This window comes from Paenibacillus mendelii (assembly GCF_024498075.1).
GTDB lineage: Bacteria > Bacillota > Bacilli > Paenibacillales > Paenibacillaceae > Paenibacillus_Z > Paenibacillus_Z mendelii.
The window spans coordinates 209,856-232,097 of record NZ_JANHOF010000005.1; the positions used below are offsets into that span (position 1 = coordinate 209,856).

The following is a 22,242-nucleotide window of genomic DNA, read 5'->3' on the forward strand; positions in this document are numbered from 1 at the left end:
CATTATTGAGGAGGGGTCGGATTGATGGTTCAGCTGCGTTTGGGAACAACTAAAGTCGACATTACCCCCGGTCACCCGGTTCCACTGTCGGGATTCGCCTCCCGCGGCAATCGGGTGTTCGAACGGATCGCAAGCCGTTTGTTCGTGCGCACCTTCGTTTTTGAGCAGACCGCGGCAGACGGTTCCATTGATCGGGCATTGCTTCTGTCGGCGGATCTTCTGTTCTGGTCCAATGAAAGCGTTCGCAAGCTGCGCTCGCAAATTCAAGAGCGATACGGGATCCCGGCTGAGCGCACCATCCTGCATGCCACGCATACGCATTCCGGACCTTCGGTCTCGGAGCAGACCATCGGATTGGGCGTTCCCGACCAAGCTTATTTGGCCGGCCTGGAGCGTTCATTGATGGACAGCATTGATCTGGCAATAAGGAATATCGAGCCCGTAACGGTTTACAGGGGGACGGGTTCCTGCGAGATCGGAGTCAACCGCAGGGAGCTCAGGCAGGGGCAAATCATCCTCGGACGCAATTCGCAGGGGCTGGTGGACAACGAAGTGAATGCGATCGTATTCGCAACGAATCAGGGGCGTCATAAGGCGCTGCTCGTTCATTATACCTGTCACCCGACGCTTACGGATGCCAATGCCGTCTCATCCGAGTTCTGCGGACATGCAATGGATGTGCTGGAGCAGCGGATGCAGCACGACGAGACGGTATGCGCGTACCTGCAGGGCTGCTGCGGCGATATCAATCCATATGGAAGTAAGAACGCGGGTTTTGATGGGGATACGGCAATCTCGAAGCTGGGGGAAGTGCTGGCCGAAGCCGTTCTGGCTCTACTGGCTGACGGTCTTCACAAGCAGGCGTACGCCCCGTTCGATGCCGCGCAGGTCGTGGATAAGCTCCCGTTTGCCCGCCTTCCTGACAAGGATGAGCTCATGAGGCTTGCCGCAGAGGAAGTCGAACAATCGCCCTGGAGGTTGCTCGCCTCCCGTTATCTGAAGAATCCCGATCTGCTGAAGGCATATGCTCCATTCGAGGTTACGCGGTTCCGAGTCGCGAAGAACTTGACTTTGGCGGCTATGAATGCGGAGATGGTCGTTAGCTACGGTCTGTTTATGAAAAGTCTTGGCGTGGGCTTAATCCCCCTCGCTTACAGTAATGGAATGATCGGGTATGTGACGACTGCGAAGCAGCTGGAAGAGGGCGGCTATGAACCGCATGATTCCGTCCCTTATTTTGGAAACCCGGCACCCTTCGATGAAAACGTGGAAGAGAAGGTGCTTCGTATGCTCAAGAAGTTATTCGCAAGCCCTAATGGAGGTGAACATGCAGATGAATAAGCCTCATTTGGCGACAGATGGCGGCAGTCCGGTGAGAACGCAGCCTTTCGCGGAATGGCCTATATTCGGTGAATTGGAAGAGAAATTAGTGCTGGAGGCCGTTCGCTCGGGTAATTGGGGCGGAGTCAGTCCTGATAAAATAAGGCAATTTGAAGAAAAATTCGCCGCGCTTCATGATGCACGCTATGCCATCTCCGTCAACAACGGAACAATCGCGCTTAGCATCGCTCTTCTGGCTGGAGGAGTGGATGCAGGGGATGAGGTTATTATGCCTCCGTATACGTTTATTGCGACAGCCACCGCTGCCTTATTGATCGGAGCGATTCCCGTATTTGCGGATGTTGATGAATCCATGCTGCTGGACCCCGAGAGGGTGGAAGCTGCGATCACATCCTCGACAAAGGCGATTATCGCCGTTCATCTGGCAGGTGCTCCGGCCAATATGACCAAGTTAAAGGAAATCTCGGATAGGCACGGTCTTGTTCTAATTGAAGATGCGGCGCAGGCCGTGGGAGCCCGGTGGGAAGAACGCGGCGTTGGCGCGATCGGAGACTTGGGTACGTTCAGCCTGCAGTCGAGCAAAAACCTGAATTGCGGAGAAGGCGGCGTCATTCTAAGCAATAATGAAGCGCTGGCCGATCATGCCTGGTCGCTGCATAATTGCGGACGCGTAGGAAACGGCAAGTGGTATCAGCATGACATCGTCGGCTGGAACTTCCGCTTCAGCGAAATACAGGCTGCGCTGGCGGTTGCCCAGCTTACCAGGCTCGAGGATCAGATGGCCATCCGTGAGCAGCGAGCGAAGCAATTGAATGATCGGCTGAGTGCCATGGAAGGCATCCGAACCGTTGCGTATGACAGCCGAATCACTCGGCATGCTAATCACCTCTATTTATTCAAGCTGGATCGCGGGATTACGGATCAGGTAGACAAAGCAGATTTTATCCGCAAGCTCAATGCCGAGGGGATTCCCGTCACGGATGGATACGTGCCGCTAAATGCCAACGCTGCAATTATTAACAGAACCCGGGAGCTGCTCGGTGTAGAGCGTCGCTATAGCTGCCCGGCAGCGGAACGGGCAGCGGACAAGGAAGTGTTGTGGCTCTACCAGAATGTATTGCTTGGTTCAGAAAGCGACATCGAAGATATCGCGGCCGGAATCGAGAAGGTCATTCAATCCTATCAGTAGCTAATAGGCTGCTGCAAGTAGTTTGGTTCATCTCTAATAATCAAAGCAGATCCAGTGAGGGTTATGGAACCTTCACTGGATCTGTTGCGTGTTAAATAGTTTATTCATTGGCGATGCGCCTCGATCAATGTGGCTGCCGCATTGACAACTTCTGCCGCGGGGCTGTCAGCTCCGATAAACCGGGACGACATACAGAACCCTTCCAGCAGCACGAACAGCTGGCGGGCAAGAAACCGGGGTGACTTCAATCCGGCTTGCTCACATAGAGATTCCAGGCGCTTCAGGATCGATTGCTTATGATGGACGGCCGACATATTGGCGACATGATCAGGAAATGGGAATTCGACAGCAACGGCTTGATAAAGGCAGAAAGTCGACTGCGGAGAGGATGAATGCTGCTTGGCAACGGCTTCAAATATAGCGAGGAGCTGCTGCTTGGGATCGGATATTCCATCGACCGTATTCTCGAACCATTCCCAGTATAACTCGTCGGATCGCTCCAGGATCGCAACTATAAGATGATCCTTGGAAGGAAAATGCTTGTACATCGTCATCTTCGTGATACCGGATTCGGCTACAATCGAATCGACACCGACAGCGTGGAACCCTTTTTGAAAAAATAATGTGCTCGCGGTAACCAGCAGCTGCTCGCGTGCAGCTGATTTCTTTTCGGCCGATATACGCATGAAAATCTCACCTCTTCTGGTTGACATTATACAGATCGGTATATATACTGTCAATGTAAGTATACAGACCTGTATGTATATTGAGGAGGCGGAAGAGGATGAAGATTGGTTTTATCGGTTCGGGGAATGTTGCGCAAACGTTGGGCCGTTCACTCGTTAAGCTTGGACACGAGGTCAAATTGGGAGCAAGAAGCCCGGAGAAGCTGAATGAATGGCTCGGGCAATTCGGACAGAATGAGCATGCAAGCGTAGGTTCGCTGCAAGAGGCTGCATCCTATGGCGAAATTGTTTTCAATGCAACTCCGGGAACGGCCTCACTTGAAGCTTTGCATGCTGCAGGCCATGAAGCGCTGCAAGGAAAAATATTAATCGATGCTGCGCTTCCTCTTGATTTTTCTAACGGTGAACTAAGCTTGGCCGTCGCAAACACCGATTCGCTGGGCGAACAGATTCAACGCGCCTTCCCCGCAATCAAAGTGGTGAAAACCTTGAATACCGTATCTTCTGCTCTGATGGTTGATCCTCATCGTCTAGCGGACGGGAAGCATGATCTATTCATAAGCGGGAATGATGCAGATGCCAAGAATAAAGTAACCGGATATTTGAAGGAATGGTTTGGATGGGAGAGTGTGCTCGATTTGGGTGACATCACTTCAGCGCGCGGTACCGAGATGCTGCTGGCTCTGTCGTCCCGAGTATTCGTGAATGTGGGCCACATGAATTTCAACTTCAAAATTGTTCGCTAGAACGGTTGAATAACAAGAGGGCGGCCTGAGGAATCTTCTCAGACCGCCCTTGCTTGTAACGCCTTTAGTTCAGCTCAGTCAGGTTTGTCTCGGTCACTGGAAGAGACGGATCATGTGATACACGGAGGATCGCCTTAATCTCCGCATAGCCTTCCTCCGATTGTCATAACCAAACCGAATCGATCTGAGCGCTGCCGATTAAGCCTTCGAAAGGGTGAGGAAGACTCTCGAATTGCCGGGTCAATCTATGTATGTTGCAGATGTTTTATATATAGAAATAAACAAGTAAAGAAAGTGGGTTAGGAGCAGATTTTGTGTAAGAAAAAATAACATGTAACTTAGAGCGCTCTAAGAGAGGGCTTGGGGAGTGGATATGGCTCTATGTGCTGTCGGAGTCATTTTCCCGCTGCGTCCTGTTCCATTGGCCCTTATAGAACGATGTGACCCGAACCGCTTAAATAACGAAAAATCCGTTGTCTGCTTGCCTGTCTGCCTTTAAAGCCGAATCAATAATTCTTTTTATGTCACCGTGGAGTGGACACTTGGTTCATGTTCGAACGGGAGGAGCAAGCCGGTCTTGGCGCGAAATGCACACGTTATATTTTCTTCCATAAAACCATGGCTGAAATGAAAATATTAACATGAAAGATCAATTCAAGAACGAACAGCAAAATTTAAGAATTTCGGAAACGATTCCGAACTGACATTGACGATATATTTAATACTTAGGAACACTACAATGTCGAATAATGACGAATATAGATAGAAAGTAACATTTTTCCAGAGGAATTTCTCATAAAAACTTGTTGACACATGATTTATGCACATGGTAAATATATAACTGTGGAATCGATTCCGATTCGTAAGAGTTCATCAATGCATATTCCATAAATATCAAGGTAAGGATGTTCGCCATGGAGAAGGATCGGAAGAAGATCACTATAAAAGATGTCGCCAAGCACGCAGGTGTGGGCGTTGGAACCGTATCGAGAGTATTGAACGGTTCAGCGGAAGCAAGCCATGCCGTTAAGCTTCAGGTGGAGAAAAGCATAGCTGAGCTCGGTTATAAACGAAGCAGCGTTGCCAGAAGCCTGCGGACTCAACGAACGAATGCGATTGCTTTTTTCGTAACGGATATTTCCAATGTTGCCTTCTCGACCATAGCCAAGGGCATTCATCAAGTGCTCGAGGAGCAGGATTATCATCTGATCCTATATAACACGGGCAACGATAAGGTGAAAGAGAAACTAATTGAAGCCTTCGAGGAACGCAAATTCGACGGTATGATTCTGTCGCTTCCGCAAGAAATGGACAGCGGATTTGCAGGTCAACTGAAGGAAGAAAGAATCCCTTACTTCCTGCTTGACCGTGAAATTCAAGGCGTACAGGCCAATGCCGTCCTCTCCGATTACTATAACGGAATTAGACAGGCGACTGAATACTTGATTTCTCTCGGTCATACGAAGATTGGATTCATGACAAGCGACAGCGATATCCGCCCTGCCCGGGAAAGTATTCGCGGTTATGTAGATGCGCTCAAGCTTAATGATTTGCCGGTTCAGCCGGAATTAATGAAACGCGGCGATTTCACTGTTGAATATGGCAGCGCCGCATTAAAGGAACTGATTCACGATTCGGGTATTACGGCGGTTATTGCCGGCAGCAACCAGCTGCTCGTCGGCTGCATCGAGACGGTACGTGAATTGAAGCTGGACATTCCAAGCGAGCTGTCGGTGATCGGATTCGAGGATTCGGATTTCACAAGGCTGCTAAACCCTGCGATTACGGTTGTGAAGCGTCCGTTAATCCAGATCGGGAATCAAATCGCGCATTTGATGCTGCAGCGCATCAAACAGGAGGAAAGCGGAAGCTCGAATTTGGATGCTGTATCCACGATTATTCCGACCGAGCTCGTTATACGCGATTCCTGTTCACCCATTTCATAACTTTGCACAAGGAGGGCCCAATATGCCAGCTATAGCCGTCACCATGAAGACGAGAAGCATTGAATCCAGAAAGAAGATCGCCCAAGGCATTACAGAGGTGATCGTACGCGAAACAGGTGTTGATCCCGAATGGATTACGATTCATTTCTACGAGACGGATGAAGAGCGGGTAGCTCGCGGAGGCGTCATGCTGTCCGACCGTACAGACAAAACAAACTAGCGGCTCACACAACAAGGAGGATTCGACATGCGATTGAAAGGAAAACGCGCCCTAGTTACCGGAGGGTCCAGAGGAATTGGCAGAGCCATTGTGGAAGCGCTTGCGGCTGAGGGAGCCGATGTCGCCATTAATTATTACAAGGAAAAAGAAAGCGCTTTAGAGGTCGTGCGGGCGGTTGAGGCATTCGGCGGTAAGGGAGTTGCCGTACAAGGCGACGTCGGAAGCTATGACAGCATTGACCAGCTTGTGAAGGGAACGGTCGACGCGCTGGGCGGTATCGACATTCTGGTCAACAATGCCGGGATCTGTTGGTTTATGCCGTTTCTGGAGCTTACCAAGGAAGCCTGGGAACGGACCATCGGCGTCGATCTTACGGGAACGTTCTACTGCAGCCAGCAGGTTGCGAAGCAGATGGTGTCCCAGGGCAATGGCGGCCGGATCATTAACGTAACCTCAATCGGCTCCTTCCAATCGAATGCGACACAGACGCATTATTGCGCCGCTAAGGGCGGACAAGACCTCCTCGCCAAGGGAATGGCAATCGAGCTCGCCGAATACGGAATCACCGTAAACAATATCGCGCCGGGCACGATCCTGACGGATATTAATACCGATTTCTTTAACGAGCCGGGCAACTTGGACCGCTACCATGAGAAGATTCCGATGAAGCGCCTTGGCAAACCGCAGGACTGCGGAGGAGCAGCCGTGTTCTTCGCTTCCGATGAAGCGAGCTATGTTACGGGCGCCACGATTCTGGTCGACGGCGGTCATCTGGCACAGCTCTAACCGCTGCGGTGATTTTCTTTCACTCCTGTGGAAGCGGCATCATGTCAAAAAGATGCAAATGCGTTGAATTTAAGTTTGCTGCTTTCCATTCTTTATAGGAGGTGGTGTAAGCAACATTACAGCTGTTTGTTCATGACAAGGGGTAGTCTGGTCGACGTTACGAAGCATGCTCAATTACAAGTTTCTGGAAGTTCGTTTAACGATGCTGCCGGAGGATCGGTCTGGAGTTGAAACAGCGAAGCTTATGCTTCCGAAGTAAGCTTTTCTGGCGAAAAGCTTTTAGTTCGCCTTTGCAGCCGGAATTAAACTGATTCACGAGTTTATACATTCCAGAAATTCCGGCTGCAACAGCGAGTGGAAACCCAGACCGGCCGCAGGCAAAATGCTGTTCACCGAACTTCTAGAGAAACACCGATGCATCCACTTTTGCAACAGTAGAGGAGATGGGCTTACATGAAGAAAAAATGGGCGGGGCTCGCAGTCACACTAATGTTAATTCTATCGGTAGTATTATCCGCTTGCGGTACAAAGGATACACCGGATAGCGGAAACGGCGATTCGGCCGGCGGAGAGAAGAAATACAAAATCGGCTTTGCTAACCTGACCGAGAACGCTCCGTTCTTCGTAGACGTGCGCAAAGGGATCGAGAAGGTCGCGAAAGAGAAGGGCATCGAGCTGGTCATCGCAGATAACAAAACAGATGGTGCAACAGCGCTTGCCAATGCAGAGAACTTCATCACGCAAAAGGTTGACTTTGTCATTGAATTCCAATCCGACGAAAAGTTCGGCGAAGTGATCATGGACAAATTCAATGAAAATAACATCAAGGTCATCGCAATCGATATTCCGATGCCGGGAGCCGTATTCTTCGGCGCGAACAACAGCAAAGCCGGTTTCCTGGCCGGTGAATACCTGGGCAACCAAGCCAAAGCGCAGTGGGAAGGCAAAATCGATAAAGTCATCATGCTTGAGCTTCCGCAATCCGGCGATGTGCCTGCTAAGCGGATGCAAGGTCAATTGGACGGTTTGAAATCCGTCATTACGGACATCAAGGACAGCGACATCATTCGTCTGGACAGCAAAAACACGCTGGAAGAAGCAAAACGTTTGATGACTGACGTATTGACAACGATTCCGGACGCGAAGCATATTGCCATCCTGTCGATTAATGATGATACGGCGCTAGGCGCCAAGGCGGCGCTGGAAGCAGCAAACCGTATGGATCATGCGATGATCGTAGGCCAAGGAGCCGATCAACGCGGCCGCGAAGAGCTAGCGAACGAAAAAACGCCATTCCTCGGATCGACGGGTTATTTCCCTGAGAAATACGGCGAGTACATCATTCCTGCTGCACTCGACATTCTGGCGGGCAAAGATGTTGGCTCGGAAATCTTGATGGAGCATGAATTCGTAAGCAAAGAGAACTTGAAGAAGCTGTATCCGTAAATCATTCATCATCGGTTATTTGGAGGGCCGTCACGGCCCTCCACCTCATTCCGGTATGGATACGACATGATTAGCGTACAGAGAAGGAGGGTGCGGAATGTTAGAGGGAAATCGCTTGAAGATGAGCCACATTGCAAAAGCGTTCTCCGGCGTGCAGGTACTGAAGGATGTTACGCTCCATTTGGATGCAGGCCGTGTGCTCGCTTTACTTGGAGAGAATGGTGCCGGCAAGTCGACCATGATCAAGATCCTGAACGGCGACTACAGCAAGGATGCGGGGGAAATCTTCCTCGATGGCGTGCAGGTTAGCTTACAAACGCCATCCGATGCGGCTAAGCTTGGCATTCGAGTCATTTACCAGGAGCTGAATTATGTCCCGCATACATCGGTGATGGAGAACATCTATGTCGGACATTTGCCTCGCAAGAACAGATGGTTCGTGGATTGGAAGAAGCTTCGCCAAGATACGCAGCGGCTGCTGGATCTGCTGGGCTGCCGGTTTGCGCCGGATGAATTGATCGGCAACCTCAGCATTGCGGATAAGCAGCTTGTCGAAATCGCCAAAGCGTTGTCCAAGGAAGCCAAGGTGCTCGTGATGGACGAGCCGACGGCTGCGCTAACGGCCAAAGAAGTAGATAATCTGTTCCGAGTGATCAGGGGGCTGAAATCTCAGGGCGTCTCCATTATATATATCTCCCACCACTTGGACGAGGTGACTGAAATTTGCGATGATCTCATGGTCATGCGCGACGGGGAGAAAGCAGGAGAAGGCCAGGTTCAAGATTATACGACGGAACAAATCGTAGGGATGATGGTCGGTAAGGCGGTCAAGCAGAATTTTGTTAAAGGGACAACCGGCGGAATGCGCGTACCGGTCCTGGAAGCGAAGCAGATCACTCGCGCGGGCATGCTCAATAACGTATCGTTTACAAGCTACAAAGGTGAGATTGTTGGAGTTTACGGATTACTTGGTTCCGGTAAAGAGGAGCTCGGCAAGGCGCTCTTCGGAGAGCAAGCGATTGATTCAGGTGAAATCAAGCTAAACGGACAAGCGTTGAAGCTTAAATCGACGATGGATGCAAAGAAAGCGAAAATTGCCTATGTGCCGCCGGACCGGAAAGTAGCCGGCTTGGTGCTGGACATGTCGGTGAAGGACAATTTGACGTTGTCATGCATGAACCGGGTATCCCGCTGGGGCTTTTTTCAAAAAGAGCGTGAAATCGATACGGTCAATCAATGGGTGGACCGTTTGAAAATTAAACTGTCGGGCGGGATCGACCGGCAAATCCGCTTCTTAAGCGGAGGCAATCAGCAGAAAGTCATCCTGTCGCGTTGGCTCATGGAGAGAATGGATGTTCTGATCCTCTGTGATCCTACGATGGGCGTGGACGTTGGGGCGAGAGCGGATATCTATGAAGTGCTGCAAAGCTTCCGTGACGAAGGCCTTTCCGTGATCGTCATCAGCTCCGATCTGTATGAGCTGCAGACCATCTGCGATCGGGTTCTGCTGATGAAGGAAGGTCAGCTTACGCACGAGTTTGAAGATGGCCGCTTTACGGAAGAAACATTACTGGCGGCTGCTATGGGGGGACACTAACAATGCTCGGTACAACGACGAAAGTGAAGCAGGGCGAGAAATCAATGAAATTCAATATGAAACAGGGCATGGGGCTGCTCGTTCTTTATTTGGCGCTGGTCGTCTTCTTCTCCTTCATGTCCCCCTATTTCTTAAGCGTTCAGAACTTTCTGAACATCGGTCTGGCGACGGCCATTATGGGCATCATTGCGGTCGTGATGACGAAAGTCATCGTATCGGGCGGCATTGACTTATCAGTCGGCTCGGTAGTCGCTTTAACAGGTGTCGTTACGGTACAGGTGTACAGCTGGACGAACTCCGTTACGGTGGCCGTCATTTGCGGCATGCTGCTCGGTATCGTAATGGGTCTGCTGAACGGCTTCTTAATTACCTATCTGAAAATCAATCCGCTGATTACGACGCTGGGAACGATGTCGATTGCGCGGGGATTGTCATTCGTATTGAGCGGCGGCCTAACGAGCAGCATGTCGAGCGACAGCTTCAAATTTCTAGGACGCGGCTACCTGCTAGGCATTCCATTCCCGCTCATCCTGATGATCATCTGCTTCATCATTGCTCATATCGTGATGACTCGCACGGTGTTCGGACGTACGATCTATGCGATCGGCGGGAACGAGGTGGCCAGCCGTCTTGCTGCCATCCCGGTACGCCGCAACCAAATGATTATCTATGTACTATGTGGAGCGGCATCCGCTCTGGGCGGTCTCATTCTCACTTCGCAGCTGGCTGCTGGTGCGCCGCAAGCGGCAACAGGCATTGAGCTGAGCGTTATTGCTGCTGTTATCTTGGGCGGCACATCATTGACAGGCGGTAAAGGAACGATTATCGGTACCTTGCTGGGCGTCATTATCATGGGGACGGTCAATAACGGACTTGTTCTGCTTAATGTATCTTCGTACTGGCAGGAAGTAGCGCGTGGCGGCGTTCTGTTGGCTGCTGTAGCGATCGATCAGCTGCAAGGGCTGCGCAAGAAGTAAGAACTATAATCGAATGGAGTGATCGAGGTGGCGAGACACTTTTTTAAGATGGCATGCAAGCCGGGCTGCGAGCAGGAATATGTGAAGCGGCATGAAGCGGTATTCCCGGATCTGCTGGCTTCGCTGAAACGCGTCGGCGTATCGCATTACAGCATCTTCATGAAAGGTACGGAGCTGTACGCGTACATGGTTGTCGACGATTACGACAAAGCAATGGCGGAGCTGGGCAATGATCCTGCGAACCAACGCTGGCAGGTTTCGATGTATGACCTGATGGAAACGGATGAGAACGGCGTTATTGTAGAAGTGATTGATAACGAGGTCTTCTACCTCGCTTAGCAGAGAGGAAGCCCGGAGTCTGAGACTGACCCAACAAGTTATTCACCTCTTCAAAACTCAGCCGACAAGGAGGAAATACAAATGTCTTATCAGATCGATATTATACAGCTCGGTCGAACACAGGTACCGACGATTGAAATCAACTGGATGGACGTGTCGCGTCTGGCTGAGTGGGAACCGATTATTTTTGCCATGGTGCTTATCAGAGGAAACGGCAAGACGATTCTGATCAACAGCGGACCGCCCGCCGACTATGAGGCGTTGAGTGATTTCTGGGTTGAGCATGTTCATCCGAATCACGCTTTGCAAGTAAGTGAAGACGAGCGACCTGTTACCGCGCTGGCCAAGTACGGCGTGAAGCCCGAGGATGTCGATTATGTGCTGGTTACACCGCTTACTACCTATGCTACGGGCAACTTGGATCTATTCCCTAATGCCAAGATCGTTGTCAGCCGCAGGGGCTGGGTAGATTTCCTGGCACCGGAGCCCTATGCGCAGCGGCTGCCGAAGCATATTTATATGGCAGATCCTATCTTTCAATATGTGATGAATGAGGCATTCGATCGCATCGTGCTCTTGGAAGACGAGGAACAAGAGGTGCTGCCGGGGATTCGTTCCTTCTTCACGGGCAGCCATCACCGGAGCAGCATGGCGTACGTCATCGATACGGAGATAGGGTCTGTCATCGTCTCCGATTGCTTCTTCAAATACCGGAACATCGAGCAGAACATACCGCTGGGCATTCATGAGAGCTTGGAAGAAACTTTCCGCAGCTATGAGCGGATTCGTAATATTAACGGCACCATTTTGCCGATCTACGACCCGGAAGTATTTGAGCGTCATCCCGCAGGAAAAGTTGTTTAATTCCAGCCAACTTTTATAGCTGCACACATCAGGACAGGGGGAATTCTAAATGACTATTAGCCAACAGGACGTTAAGTCCGCCTACAGCACACCGATTGACAATCCGTTGATTCCGCGTTTCCCGGTGCGTTTCCGGAACAACGAAATTCTTACCGTTATATACCGGACGGATCCGGCCTGCATCGAGAGAATCGTTCCTGATCCGCTGGAATCGGCCAGTGATCTGGTCGTCGTCCATTATTATCATATGAATGATGCGGAATGGTTCGGCAACTATTATGAATCAGCCGTACAGGTTCAGGTGCGATTGAAGGGGACTGACATTTGCGGCGCGTATTCACCTTATCTGTACTTGGGCAGTGACGGCGCGATTGCAGCGGGCAGAGAAGTTTATGGCCAGCCGAAGAAAAGCGGCAATCCTTCGATTTCCTTCGTCGAGGACTTAATTGTCGGCAAGGTAGAACGCAACGGGATCGACGTCCTCACGAGCACAATGGCGTACAAGCAGCGCAAATCAAGTTTGGATGAGATGCAGGAGATCATTCCGTTTACGAAAAACATAAATTTGAAAATCATCCCTAACATCGATGGAACGCCGGCGATCCACCAAATTACGGCGCGCACGTTCTCCGAAATGGTTGTCCATGAATGCTGGCGCGGGCCTGCTACAATGGAAATTCGTCCGAACGCTCAAGCACCTGTGTACAAGCTTCCTGTATTGGAAATGATGGACGGATTCTTCTGGGTATGCGACTTCTCGCTGCCAATGGGCGAAGTCATCCACGACTACTTGAAGTAAGAAGCCTAGAAGTCCGGTGATGAAGTGGCGGAGCAGGCGGAAACGGTCTGTAGAAGCGCAGCTTATGCTTCCGAAGTAAGCTTTTCTGGCGAAAAGCTTTTAGTTCGCCTTTGTACCCCGAATTTATCCGATAAAGTAAACAAAATTCTAAAAATTCGGGGTACAACAGCGAACGAAAGACGTTACCGCATGCGCAGCCATCATATTCACTGGAATTCTACAAACCACAACCGGATGAGAGAAGGAGAATAACCATGACGAAATGGGATTTTGAAGGACAAGTAGTATTGATAACAGGCGGAGCCGGAGGGCTTGGTATCGATCTGTCACATGCCTATACCGAAGCCGGCGCTAAGGTTTATGTGTGCGACTGGAGCGAGACGAACATCAAGCAGATGCGCGACACGATGAGCGCAGTATCGCATAGAGGCTCCTACGAGGCGGAAGTGGTCGATGTCCGCAGCGTTAAAGAGCTGCAGGATTGGGTTGAACGAGTGATTCAAAAGGAAGGCAAGGCCGATATTCTTATTAATGCTGCAGGCATATGTCCAACCGCTTCCTATAGTGAAGTCACCGAAGCCATCTGGGACGATGTTGTCGATGTCAATATGAAGAGCGCGTTCTTCGCTACCCAGGCGATTGCCGCTTCGATGAAGGAGCATGGCTACGGCCGCATCGTGAACGTGAGCTCGGTTGGCGCCCACACAGGCGGAGCGATCGCGACGCCGCCATACGCAGCGGCTAAGGCCGGTATGCTTGCGGTTACGAAATCCTTCGCGAATGCCTTGTCTCCATTCGGCATCTGCGTGAATACAGTGGCCCCGGGTCCTTTCGATACGGTAATGATCGCTGATTTCCCGAAAGCCACGATGGAACGGATTGTCGCATCGACGCCAACCCGCCGTGTAGGGCAAACCGGTGACGTCGTTCAAGCCATTCTGTTCATGTCGGATCGCAGCACGAGTCACATTACCGGGGCGACGTTGGATGTCAACGGCGGCCTGTACATGAGGTGATCCAATGAAAATCCTGAAGATTGAAGCGATGGGCATTCGCTGCCCGGAGCCTAACGATAATAACAACATCCGGCATACCATGCTAGTCAGAGTTGAAACCGAAGACGGGACCGTCGGCTGGGGCGAAGGGATCGCCATGTGGCCGGAAGCGGTCAAGGCAGTCATTGCCGTTGTTGAAGGGCTGTCCCCGCTGCTGATCGGTAAGGATGCGCTTGATACGGAGGCGAACTGGCAAGCGATGAAGGATCATGTCTGGTGGTACGGCGAGGGTGGAATTGCCTCTTTCGCCATCAGTGCGCTGGACATGGCATTATGGGATATCAAAGGCAAGCTGCTGGGCGTTCCCCTCTATCGCCTGCTTGGCGGCAAACAGCGCGACCGGCTGCCGGCATGTGCCAGCATTCACGTGAAGCACGAGACGCATGAGGAGAATGCCGACGAGATTGCGGCCTATATGGATGAAGGCTTCCAATCGGTTAAGGTTGGTTTCGGTAAGAAAGGGAAAGCTCGTCTAGGCCAGGAAGCAGCCTATGATTTGGCCTATGTGAAAGCCGTTCGCGATCGGATCGGTCCGGATAAAGGATTCATCGTTGATGTGGGCAACAGCGTCAAGTGGGATGTCGGACATGCGATCCGCATGACCAGAGCATTCGAAGAATACGGCGTCTGGTGGATCGAAGAGCCGTTCCATCCGAGCAACATTGAAGCTCACCGGGAGTTGAGAGCGGCCACGACAATGCTGATTGCGACAGGCGAGCGGGAGTGGACGGTCGATGGGTACCACCGGTTGTTGAAAACCGGCATCGTTGATGTCGTGGGGATTGATCCTGCACGTGTAGAAGGCATTACAGCCTTCCACAAAATCATTCAGCTTGTCGGCGCAGAGAAAAGAAAATTCAATGCACATGCCTGGAGCACGGCCATTACGAGTGCGGCAAGCCTTCATCTATCGATTTCTTCCCCGCATTGCTTGCTGCTGGAGCTCAAGCCGATGCCGAATCCAATGCAGAATGAGCTGGTCAAAGAACCGATTACCCAGAAGGACGGTTGGGTATATCCGCTGGAGGCGCCGGGGCTTGGCATTGAAGTGGACGAGGAAGCTGTAAGAAAAGTTCGGTTTATGTAACTATTCCCACTTTGAGGAGCTCTTATGAGATGGTTCGCTAATCTTAATCTTTTTGCTAAATTCTGCTTCTGCTTCCTGCTTATTTTCCTTATTCTGCTTGGCAATAGTCTGTTCGGGATGAAGCAGATGGAACGGATGAACGACAATTTCGCTGACGTGTTCGATAACCGGATGAAGAGTATGAATGAAATCGGCGCCGTATCGGCTAACTTTCATAAAATGATTGCTCATCTTGGCAGCTATGTCTATCAGAACAAGGCAGTCGAAGAGAAGGCTGCCATGCTCGAAAGCATTGCCGAATACCGGAATTCGATCGATGAGCTGCTGGTCTCGCTTGGGCAGAAGCAGCTCTCGGACAAAGCGAAGAAGGAGCTGGAGGTCTTCGGCTTCGTCTGGACCAGCTATACGCCGGCTATGGATCAGGTTATTGAGCAGATTAAGGCCGGTCAGCAGGATAAGGCGGTCTGGAACTACGAGAGCCAGATCGTAGTGAAGGCCGAAGGGATTGATCGTTATTTCGCTTCGTTCATTAAACTGAACGAGGATGAGGCGGCGCTCTCGTTCGAAAATTCGAATGGCATGTACAAAGAAGCGATTCGAATATCCATTATTAGTCTGATTGCCTCTCTGCTCATATCCGGCTTTCTCGGCTGGCTGATGACAACGAGTATCAGACGTCCCGTTCGCGAGCTGCTCAGGCACTTTAGTCTGGTAGCGGACGGTATGATGACGGAATCCGTGACGACAACCCGAAAGGACGAGATGGGGCAGCTGCTCACATCCTTTGAACGGATGCGCAGCAATTTGCATGATCTTGTCGCGCAGACGAAACGTATGATCGGCGTGTTAAGCAATCATGCGGATGAAATTCGGCATTCTGCCGAGGTGACGGGCGATGCCGCACATGCGATGCGCAGCGGGCTGACGGCAGCTTCGCAAGAGACGATGGCGATGTATGCGCAGGTGCAGCAGGATGTGGTCGTCATTCATGAGATGTTAACTGGATTAATGGAAGTCACCGAAGGCGTAAACGCCATATCGGAACAATCCTCCGATTCGGAGAGCAGCGTGCATGAGGGAAGAACCGTTGTGGATGAAGCGATTCGTTCGATGGGCAGCATCAGAGACCGCGTACACCGATCGCTTGATGAGATCGGGACGGTGAAGAACGCTTCGGCGAAAATCGGCAATGTGATGCGCAGCATTGAAGGCCTAATGAAGCAAACCCATATTCTTGCTCTCAATGCTTCGATCGAAGCGGCCAGAAGCGGAGAGCATGGCAAGGGCTTCATGGTCATTGCCCAAGAGGTAAGCAAGCTGGCCCAGCAGACGAGGACCGCTTCTGACGAGGTGAATGCTTACATTGGCGCGATTTCGCAGGATATCGATGGCCTGCACAAGTCGATGACGGAAGAGAATGTAGAGGTAGAAGCGGGTATTCACAAGGTGGAGCTGGCAGGCAATCAATTCTATACGATTAGTCATTCCATTCTTAAAATGAACGACAGCCTGCAGCATGTTTCGGCTACGCTGGAAGAGCTGGCTGCCGGTGGTACCCAGATGAATCAGGCGATGGAACGCATCGGTCAATTCTCCAAGGAAACGTCGGAAGGAATGGGCGAGTTCGTCCATATTGCCGATGGCCAATCGTTATCCATGAACGATGTGAATGCATCCGTTCAGCATTTGGCTGCCGAATTCGAGGTGCTGTTTGACAAGATGGAACGGTTTAAGACCAACATCATCGAAGATGAGGTGAATAGCGATGAGACTAAATCATAAGACAGCTATTATTACCGGGGCTTCCCGTGGAATCGGCCGGGCGATTGCACTCGGCTTTGCTAAACAAGGAGCGAAAGTGGTTGTGGCTTCGAACGAACCGGCAGAAGCCGGGAGCCAGGTCGTTGACGAGATTCAAGCTGCAGGCGGAGAGGCGATCTACGTCGTGTGCGACGTATCGGACGCTGCACAAGTGAACGCTATGGTGGATGCGGCGGTCGCCCGATTCGGGCAAGTCGATATTCTAGTGAATAATGCGGGCATTTGCCCTTTCCATGAGTTTCTTACGATGCCTCTTGAACTGTGGGAGCGGGTGACGGATGTGAATCAGAAGGGAACCTTCCTCTGCTCACAGGCCGTTGCCAAGCATATGGTTGAGAGAGGCATTCAAGGGCGAATCGTATCGACGAGCTCGATTGGAGCATGGGTGGGCGGGGCCATGCAAGTTCATTACTGCCCGACGAAGGCAGCGATCGAGAATATGATGAAGAGCATGGCGGTTGCCCTTGGGCCGCATGGGATTACATGCAATGCCGTTCTTCCCGGTGCGATCGAAACGGACATCAACCGTGAAGATCTGTCGGACGCGGCGAAGCGCGAATATTTCATTAACCGGACTCCTGTCAGACGTCTTGGACAGCCGGAGGATCTGGTGGAAGCTTATCTATTCTTCGCGTGCGAGGAGTCGTATTTCGTGACGGGCTCCAGCCTCTTGGTCGATGGCGGGATGTTCGTTAACTTACAGTAAAGGGTGGTACCGATGAGAATTGTCATCACGGATAGCAATTTCGTCAGCGACGAGCCGGAACGTGCGGTTCTGTCGGCAGCCGGCTTGACCGTTGAAAGATTCAATTGCAGAACGGAAGAAGAGATGATAGAAGCGGGAAAAGGAGCAGATGCGGTTCTCGTACAGTTCGCGCCCGTAACCCGCCGAGTAATCGAAGCATGGACATCATGCAGGCTTATCGTTCGTTATGGCATCGGGTACGATAATGTATATATACCCGCTGCCGATGGAGCGGGGATTGCAGTATGCAACGTGCCCTCCTATTGCCTGGACGAGGTAGCCGATCATACATGTGCCCTGCTGCTGTCCGGTCTTAGGAAGGTCGTCGCATTCGATCGTTCCGTCCGAAGCGGTGAATGGAACGTGGAGAAGGTGGCCAAACCGATGCCCCGGTTCGCGGATTCCGTTGTCGGCTTGATTGGATTCGGACGAATCGGAGCGCGTGTTGCCGAGCGTATCCGGCCGTTCGGCTTCCAAATCCTGATCTATGATCCGTATATGAGCGCAGATAAAGCTGAGCAGCTTGGTGTTCACAAGGCGGCAACGTTGGAGGAGCTTCTGTCGAAGGCGGATGCCATCTCCCTGCATTCTCCGCTGACGGAGGATACGAAGCATCTGATCAATGCGACTACATTGTCCCAGATGAAATCCGGAGCGCTGCTCGTCAACACATCCCGAGGTGGCTTGATTGATACGGAGGCGCTCGCTACCGCTTTGAATGAAGGAACGATTGGCGGCGCGGCCATTGATGTATTCGAGCAGGAGCCGCTGCAGAATGATCATCCGCTGCGCAGCTGCGACAACCTCATTCTAACGCCGCATGCGGCATATTACTCCGATTCGGCATTGATAACCTTGCAAACCCAGGCGGCGGAAGAGGTAGTCCGGTTAGCGCAAGGGCTGCCATTAGCCTCACAAGTTAATCGTCCAAGTGGCGGACAAGGAGGAAGCCGATGAAATTATTAACCTTTTACGAGAAGGATTCGCTGCTCCTAGGCATACGTGTAGAAGGCCGCGGCGTTCTTCATGTGACAGCGGCAGCTAATTGGCTCAATTTGGCCGGCACTCCGATTCCGTGCAACATCCATGACGTCATAGCAGGCGGTTCCGAAGCGATTGAATCCCTGGAGCGGCTGACCGAGCAGGTACTTGAGCAGGAGCCGGAGATCGGTGCCGTGCTGTTTCAGGATGAGTCCGGTCTTAACCTGGGTCCCTGTGTGACGCATCCGAACAAGATCATCTGCGTTGGCCTGAACTATCAGAAGCACGCGGAAGAGACGAATGCGCCGATCCCTGAATACCCGATCCTGTTCAACAAATTTAATAACACGCTTGCCGGCCATGGGGATGACATTCCGCTTCCGCGCGTATCGCAGAAAGTAGACTATGAGGCGGAATTAGTAATCGTTATAGGCAAGAGGGCCAAGTACGTAAGCAAGGACGAGGCGCTGGGGCATGTATTCGGTTATTGCAATGTCAATGATTTATCCGCGAGGGATTTGCAATTACGCACTCAGCAGTGGCTGCTCGGCAAGTCATGCGACCGGTTTAGCCCGCTTGGTCCGTACCTGGTGACCTCCGATGAAGTCGGCAATCCGAATGATTTGAAGATCTCCAGTACGGTCAACGGCGAAGTGAGGCAGAATTCCAATACGTCGGATATGATCTTTAAGTGCGATGAAATCGTCAGCTATATCTCTCAGCACATGACACTGGAACCGGGGGACATTATTCTGACGGGTACGCCTGAGGGCGTTGTGATGGGTTATCCGCCGGACAAGCAGAACTATCTGCAGCCAGGCGATACGGTGACCATTGAAATTGAGAAGCTGGGCCAATTAACGAATCGAATGGTAGAAGAAGCCTAAGCATAATCGTATTACCTATGGAGGGTTATCCTTTGACGCATATATGCGGGAAGGATAATCCTTCTTTAATTTTTCTTTTTTTTGCAAATTAATACAAGCGGTATAGCAATACGTACATAGAAAGTGAGATAATAAAAAAGATTGATCAGTAAAAGGGGGACAAAATGACTAGAAATACGTTACACCAGGCTGTCGCCAGATAAAAAAGGCGAATTTCTTGAAACCATTTGGTACCCCTATGTCGTATTATAAGAGATTAGCTTTACTCAGGACTCTGCAGGGGACGCGATAATTCGGTTCGCGGGCGCAGCCAGGCATGCATAAATAGAAATTGCAGGGATAGGGGTTTGCATAATGATTCAAGACCTTTTGGATTTTCTGATGGACTTTGGCGCATGGGGACTATTTATCCATTCGTTCTTTGATGCAATTATCATGCCGATTCCGGCATTCTTTCTCCAAGTACCTCTAAGTATGGCCCACCCTTCGAATGCCTTGTGGCTTGCTACCGTTGGCTACATCGGATGCTTGCTGGGAACTCCGTTCGGTTACTTGATTGGCAAGTATGTGGGAAATTCCATCCTCTACAAGATTCTCAAAAAATCATGGGTCGACTCCGCTACGAAAATGTTTCAAAAGAATGGGGAAGCGGCGATATTGATCGGGGCGTTCACGCCGATTCCGTTCAAAGTGTTCACCATCATGTCAGGCTGCATGAAATTCCCTCTATGGCGGCTGATTGGCTATGCCGCGGTAGGCAGGGCAGTCAAGTTCTATGTAGTCGGCCTCTTATTCTATTACTATGGCAGAGCGGCGGAAGGCATGGTTAAGGACGTCTCCATGTACATTTTTGTTATCGCGGTGCCGGTCCTCGTTCTATTCCTGCTGATAAGAAAGAGATACAGGAAGAAGAAAGCGGAAGCTCAGGAGAAGCCAAGCAAGATCGAAGCGCGGGAAGCTGATCTGGACAGACCGATCTGACCTATCTATCATTCGATGGGGACAACATTCGGCTAGCTCCAGGATGCCTTATGACCGTCAGGTTAAAGCCTGACGGTCTTTTTGTTTTGCCCAAAAAAAGGGCGGAAACAAAATTCTAACAATCATAATGTTTTCTGAATATGAAATTATTTTCTTGATAGATAATCAAACCTGTGCTACGATGCCATTAAACTTTAAAAAAAACCAGCAGGGGGTTTCGACAAATGAACGAGAAGGAACTGTTTGACAGAATGACCAAGGAGCTCTACACAGCAGCGATTTGCGATGCACTGGATGAAGTCGGTTACCGGAATCAATCATTGAAATCGGGAATTGTACCTCTTGAGAACAACTGGGTCATTACGGGTCGCGCAAAAACGATACATGCGGTCGATGTTAGTGAGGTTCATGGCAATCCATACGATAAAGAAATTAAAGCTGTAGACAGCATCAAAGAGAATGAAGTCGTTGTTGTGTGCACCAATGATTCCGAGAAAAGCGGGATTTGGGGCGAGCTCCTCTCCACGGCCGCAACCGTAAGAGGTGCGAGAGGCGCAATCGTTGATGGATTAATCCGCGACAGCAAGAAGATTATCGATATGAACTTTCCTGTCTTCACGAAAGGGATGAATCCACTGGATTCCCAAGGCCGTACCTATGTCATTGATTATGATGTGACGGTAACTTGCGGTGGTGTGACTATCCATCCCAATGATGTGATCTTTGCGGATCGTGATGGAATCGCTGTTATTCCGCATGCTGTATTGGATGTCGTTGTAGAGAAGGCATTCACGAAGGTGAATCGCGAAAACAGCACCCGGGATGATTTACTCGATGGCAAATATTTGCAGGATGTATACGAGAAATACGGCGTTCTGTAGATAGCGGAGTAATCCTCTCCATACATTATTGCTCAGTAGCAACACGGCAAATGAAAGACCATTTGTAGTCAAGCTCATGTCTCTGAATTGGAGACGTGAGCTTTATTCATTATCCAGCGATATTGCATCGGAAACCTGTATAGGGCCAGATTAACGATTAGTCGGCGACTGTAGGTCTTCTGACGGGACTATAGGCAATAGACCTAGGGGAAGGAGAGTGGGATGTCTTTGACGGGTTCTTATTGCCCGGGTAATAGGAAATAAGTATTTTTCGCGCGGGAACCGGATATAGTGTAGAATTGAATAGAAGAAATCTTATTACAAAATCGCCAATGAATTAGGAGCTGTATGGATGTCTAAGGAAGATGTTGTGTTAACCCGAGAGGGATTGGAGAAGCTAAAGCTTGAGCTTGAGGATCTTAAAACAGTCAAACGTAAAGAGTTAGCGGCTCGGATTAAATTAGCGATTAGTTACGGAGACCTAAAGGAAAATAGTGAATATCATTCAGCCAAGAATGATCAGGCATTCATGGAAACCCGCATCTTAACCTTACAGCATATGATTAACAGGGCTCGTGTAGCTGATGTGGCAAGCTTGGATACGGTTCAAGTAGGCTGCCTGGTTGTACTGAACGACAAGGAGTTCTCTGAGAAATTAGAGTATCGGATTGTAGGTCCTGCAGAGGCGGACGTTCTGGATAATAAGATTTCTTATGAAAGTCCGCTGGGAAAAACCCTCATGGGGCAGAAGGTCGGAAATGTCATTCAAGTAACCGCACCGATGGGAACCATAGAATACGAGCTGCTAGAAATCAGAGCGGATTAAATGTCGCGAGAAGCGTTCATTCAGAGCGTGTGTATTATACTT

The 22,242-nt window shown here is 50.6% G+C and carries 22 protein-coding genes; 21 read left to right on the forward strand and 1 reads right to left on the reverse strand.

What is annotated here, in order from left to right:
- Positions 1-24: 24 nt before the first annotated feature.
- Together NNL21_RS18355 and NNL21_RS18360 are read left to right on the forward strand one after the other, a co-directional pair.
- On the forward strand, positions 25-1,341 hold the full coding sequence (locus NNL21_RS18355) for a neutral/alkaline non-lysosomal ceramidase N-terminal domain-containing protein (protein WP_256555344.1): 1,317 nt from the start codon (positions 25-27) through the stop codon (positions 1,339-1,341).
- The gene (locus tag NNL21_RS18360) at positions 1,334-2,530 is read left to right on the forward strand and encodes a DegT/DnrJ/EryC1/StrS family aminotransferase (RefSeq protein ID WP_204818667.1); all 1,197 of its coding nucleotides are present in this window, start codon (positions 1,334-1,336) and stop codon (positions 2,528-2,530) included. The genes NNL21_RS18355 and NNL21_RS18360 overlap by 8 nt, the downstream gene beginning before the upstream one ends.
- 104 nt (positions 2,531-2,634) lie before the next feature.
- Here the strand turns inward: NNL21_RS18360 and NNL21_RS18365 are convergent, their stop codons facing one another.
- On the reverse strand, positions 2,635-3,216 hold the full coding sequence (locus tag NNL21_RS18365; protein WP_204818668.1) for a TetR/AcrR family transcriptional regulator: 582 nt from the start codon (positions 3,214-3,216) through the stop codon (positions 2,635-2,637).
- Between the two features lie 98 nt (positions 3,217-3,314).
- Here NNL21_RS18365 and NNL21_RS18370 point away from each other — a divergent pair, with 98 nt between their 5' ends.
- From NNL21_RS18370 to greA, 19 genes are all read left to right on the forward strand, one after another.
- Positions 3,315-3,962 (forward strand): NADPH-dependent F420 reductase, encoded by a 648-nt coding sequence (locus NNL21_RS18370; RefSeq protein WP_204818669.1) that lies wholly within the window; start codon positions 3,315-3,317, stop codon positions 3,960-3,962.
- Positions 3,963-4,876: 914 nt separating this feature from the next.
- A complete protein-coding gene (locus tag NNL21_RS18375) occupies positions 4,877-5,908 on the forward strand; it encodes a LacI family DNA-binding transcriptional regulator (RefSeq protein ID WP_204818670.1) in 1,032 nt (343 codons plus the stop codon).
- 22 nt (positions 5,909-5,930) lie between these two features.
- Entirely contained in the window at positions 5,931-6,128 is a 198-nt protein-coding gene (locus tag NNL21_RS18380; RefSeq protein WP_204818671.1) for a tautomerase family protein, read from the forward strand.
- Positions 6,129-6,155: 27 nt separating this feature from the next.
- Entirely contained in the window at positions 6,156-6,914 is a 759-nt protein-coding gene (locus tag NNL21_RS18385) for an SDR family NAD(P)-dependent oxidoreductase (protein ID WP_204818672.1), read from the forward strand.
- Between the two features lie 453 nt (positions 6,915-7,367).
- Complete coding sequence (locus NNL21_RS18390) at positions 7,368-8,360, forward strand: sugar ABC transporter substrate-binding protein (protein WP_204818673.1); 993 nt, start codon at positions 7,368-7,370, stop codon at positions 8,358-8,360.
- A gap of 97 nt (positions 8,361-8,457) precedes the next feature.
- Entirely contained in the window at positions 8,458-9,957 is a 1,500-nt protein-coding gene (locus NNL21_RS18395; protein WP_204818674.1) for a sugar ABC transporter ATP-binding protein, read from the forward strand.
- A 2-nt stretch (positions 9,958-9,959) separates the two neighbouring features.
- Positions 9,960-10,934: an ABC transporter permease gene (locus tag NNL21_RS18400; protein WP_204818675.1), complete on the forward strand. Its 975-nt coding sequence runs from the start codon at positions 9,960-9,962 to the stop codon at positions 10,932-10,934.
- Positions 10,935-10,961: 27 nt separating this feature from the next.
- Positions 10,962-11,273 carry an L-rhamnose mutarotase gene (locus tag NNL21_RS18405; protein ID WP_204818676.1) on the forward strand — a complete coding sequence of 104 codons (312 nt, stop codon included), beginning with the start codon at positions 10,962-10,964 and terminating at the stop codon, positions 11,271-11,273.
- Between the two features lie 81 nt (positions 11,274-11,354).
- The gene (locus NNL21_RS18410) at positions 11,355-12,137 is read left to right on the forward strand and encodes an MBL fold metallo-hydrolase (RefSeq protein WP_204818677.1); all 783 of its coding nucleotides are present in this window, start codon (positions 11,355-11,357) and stop codon (positions 12,135-12,137) included.
- A 49-nt stretch (positions 12,138-12,186) separates the two neighbouring features.
- On the forward strand, positions 12,187-12,936 hold the full coding sequence (locus NNL21_RS18415) for an acetoacetate decarboxylase family protein (RefSeq protein ID WP_204818678.1): 750 nt from the start codon (positions 12,187-12,189) through the stop codon (positions 12,934-12,936).
- A gap of 254 nt (positions 12,937-13,190) precedes the next feature.
- The gene (locus NNL21_RS18420; protein ID WP_204818679.1) at positions 13,191-13,952 is read left to right on the forward strand and encodes an SDR family NAD(P)-dependent oxidoreductase; all 762 of its coding nucleotides are present in this window, start codon (positions 13,191-13,193) and stop codon (positions 13,950-13,952) included.
- 4 nt (positions 13,953-13,956) lie between these two features.
- On the forward strand, positions 13,957-15,078 hold the full coding sequence (locus tag NNL21_RS18425; protein ID WP_204818680.1) for a mandelate racemase/muconate lactonizing enzyme family protein: 1,122 nt from the start codon (positions 13,957-13,959) through the stop codon (positions 15,076-15,078).
- Between the two features lie 24 nt (positions 15,079-15,102).
- Entirely contained in the window at positions 15,103-16,860 is a 1,758-nt protein-coding gene (locus NNL21_RS18430; RefSeq protein WP_204818681.1) for a methyl-accepting chemotaxis protein, read from the forward strand.
- Positions 16,844-17,605, forward strand: coding sequence for an SDR family NAD(P)-dependent oxidoreductase (locus NNL21_RS18435; RefSeq protein ID WP_204818682.1), 762 nt, complete (start codon positions 16,844-16,846; stop codon positions 17,603-17,605). The genes NNL21_RS18430 and NNL21_RS18435 overlap by 17 nt, the downstream gene beginning before the upstream one ends.
- A 12-nt stretch (positions 17,606-17,617) precedes the next feature.
- Positions 17,618-18,601: a C-terminal binding protein gene (locus NNL21_RS18440; RefSeq protein ID WP_204818683.1), complete on the forward strand. Its 984-nt coding sequence runs from the start codon at positions 17,618-17,620 to the stop codon at positions 18,599-18,601.
- On the forward strand, positions 18,598-19,512 hold the full coding sequence (locus NNL21_RS18445; RefSeq protein ID WP_204818684.1) for a fumarylacetoacetate hydrolase family protein: 915 nt from the start codon (positions 18,598-18,600) through the stop codon (positions 19,510-19,512). The genes NNL21_RS18440 and NNL21_RS18445 overlap by 4 nt, the downstream gene beginning before the upstream one ends.
- 354 nt (positions 19,513-19,866) lie before the next feature.
- On the forward strand, positions 19,867-20,493 hold the full coding sequence (locus NNL21_RS18450) for a YqaA family protein (RefSeq protein ID WP_204818685.1): 627 nt from the start codon (positions 19,867-19,869) through the stop codon (positions 20,491-20,493).
- A gap of 224 nt (positions 20,494-20,717) precedes the next feature.
- Positions 20,718-21,374 (forward strand): RraA family protein, encoded by a 657-nt coding sequence (locus tag NNL21_RS18455; protein ID WP_204818686.1) that lies wholly within the window; start codon positions 20,718-20,720, stop codon positions 21,372-21,374.
- 352 nt (positions 21,375-21,726) lie between these two features.
- Entirely contained in the window at positions 21,727-22,200 is a 474-nt protein-coding gene (greA, locus tag NNL21_RS18460) for a transcription elongation factor GreA (RefSeq protein ID WP_204818687.1), read from the forward strand.
- Positions 22,201-22,242: the final 42 nt, after the last annotated feature.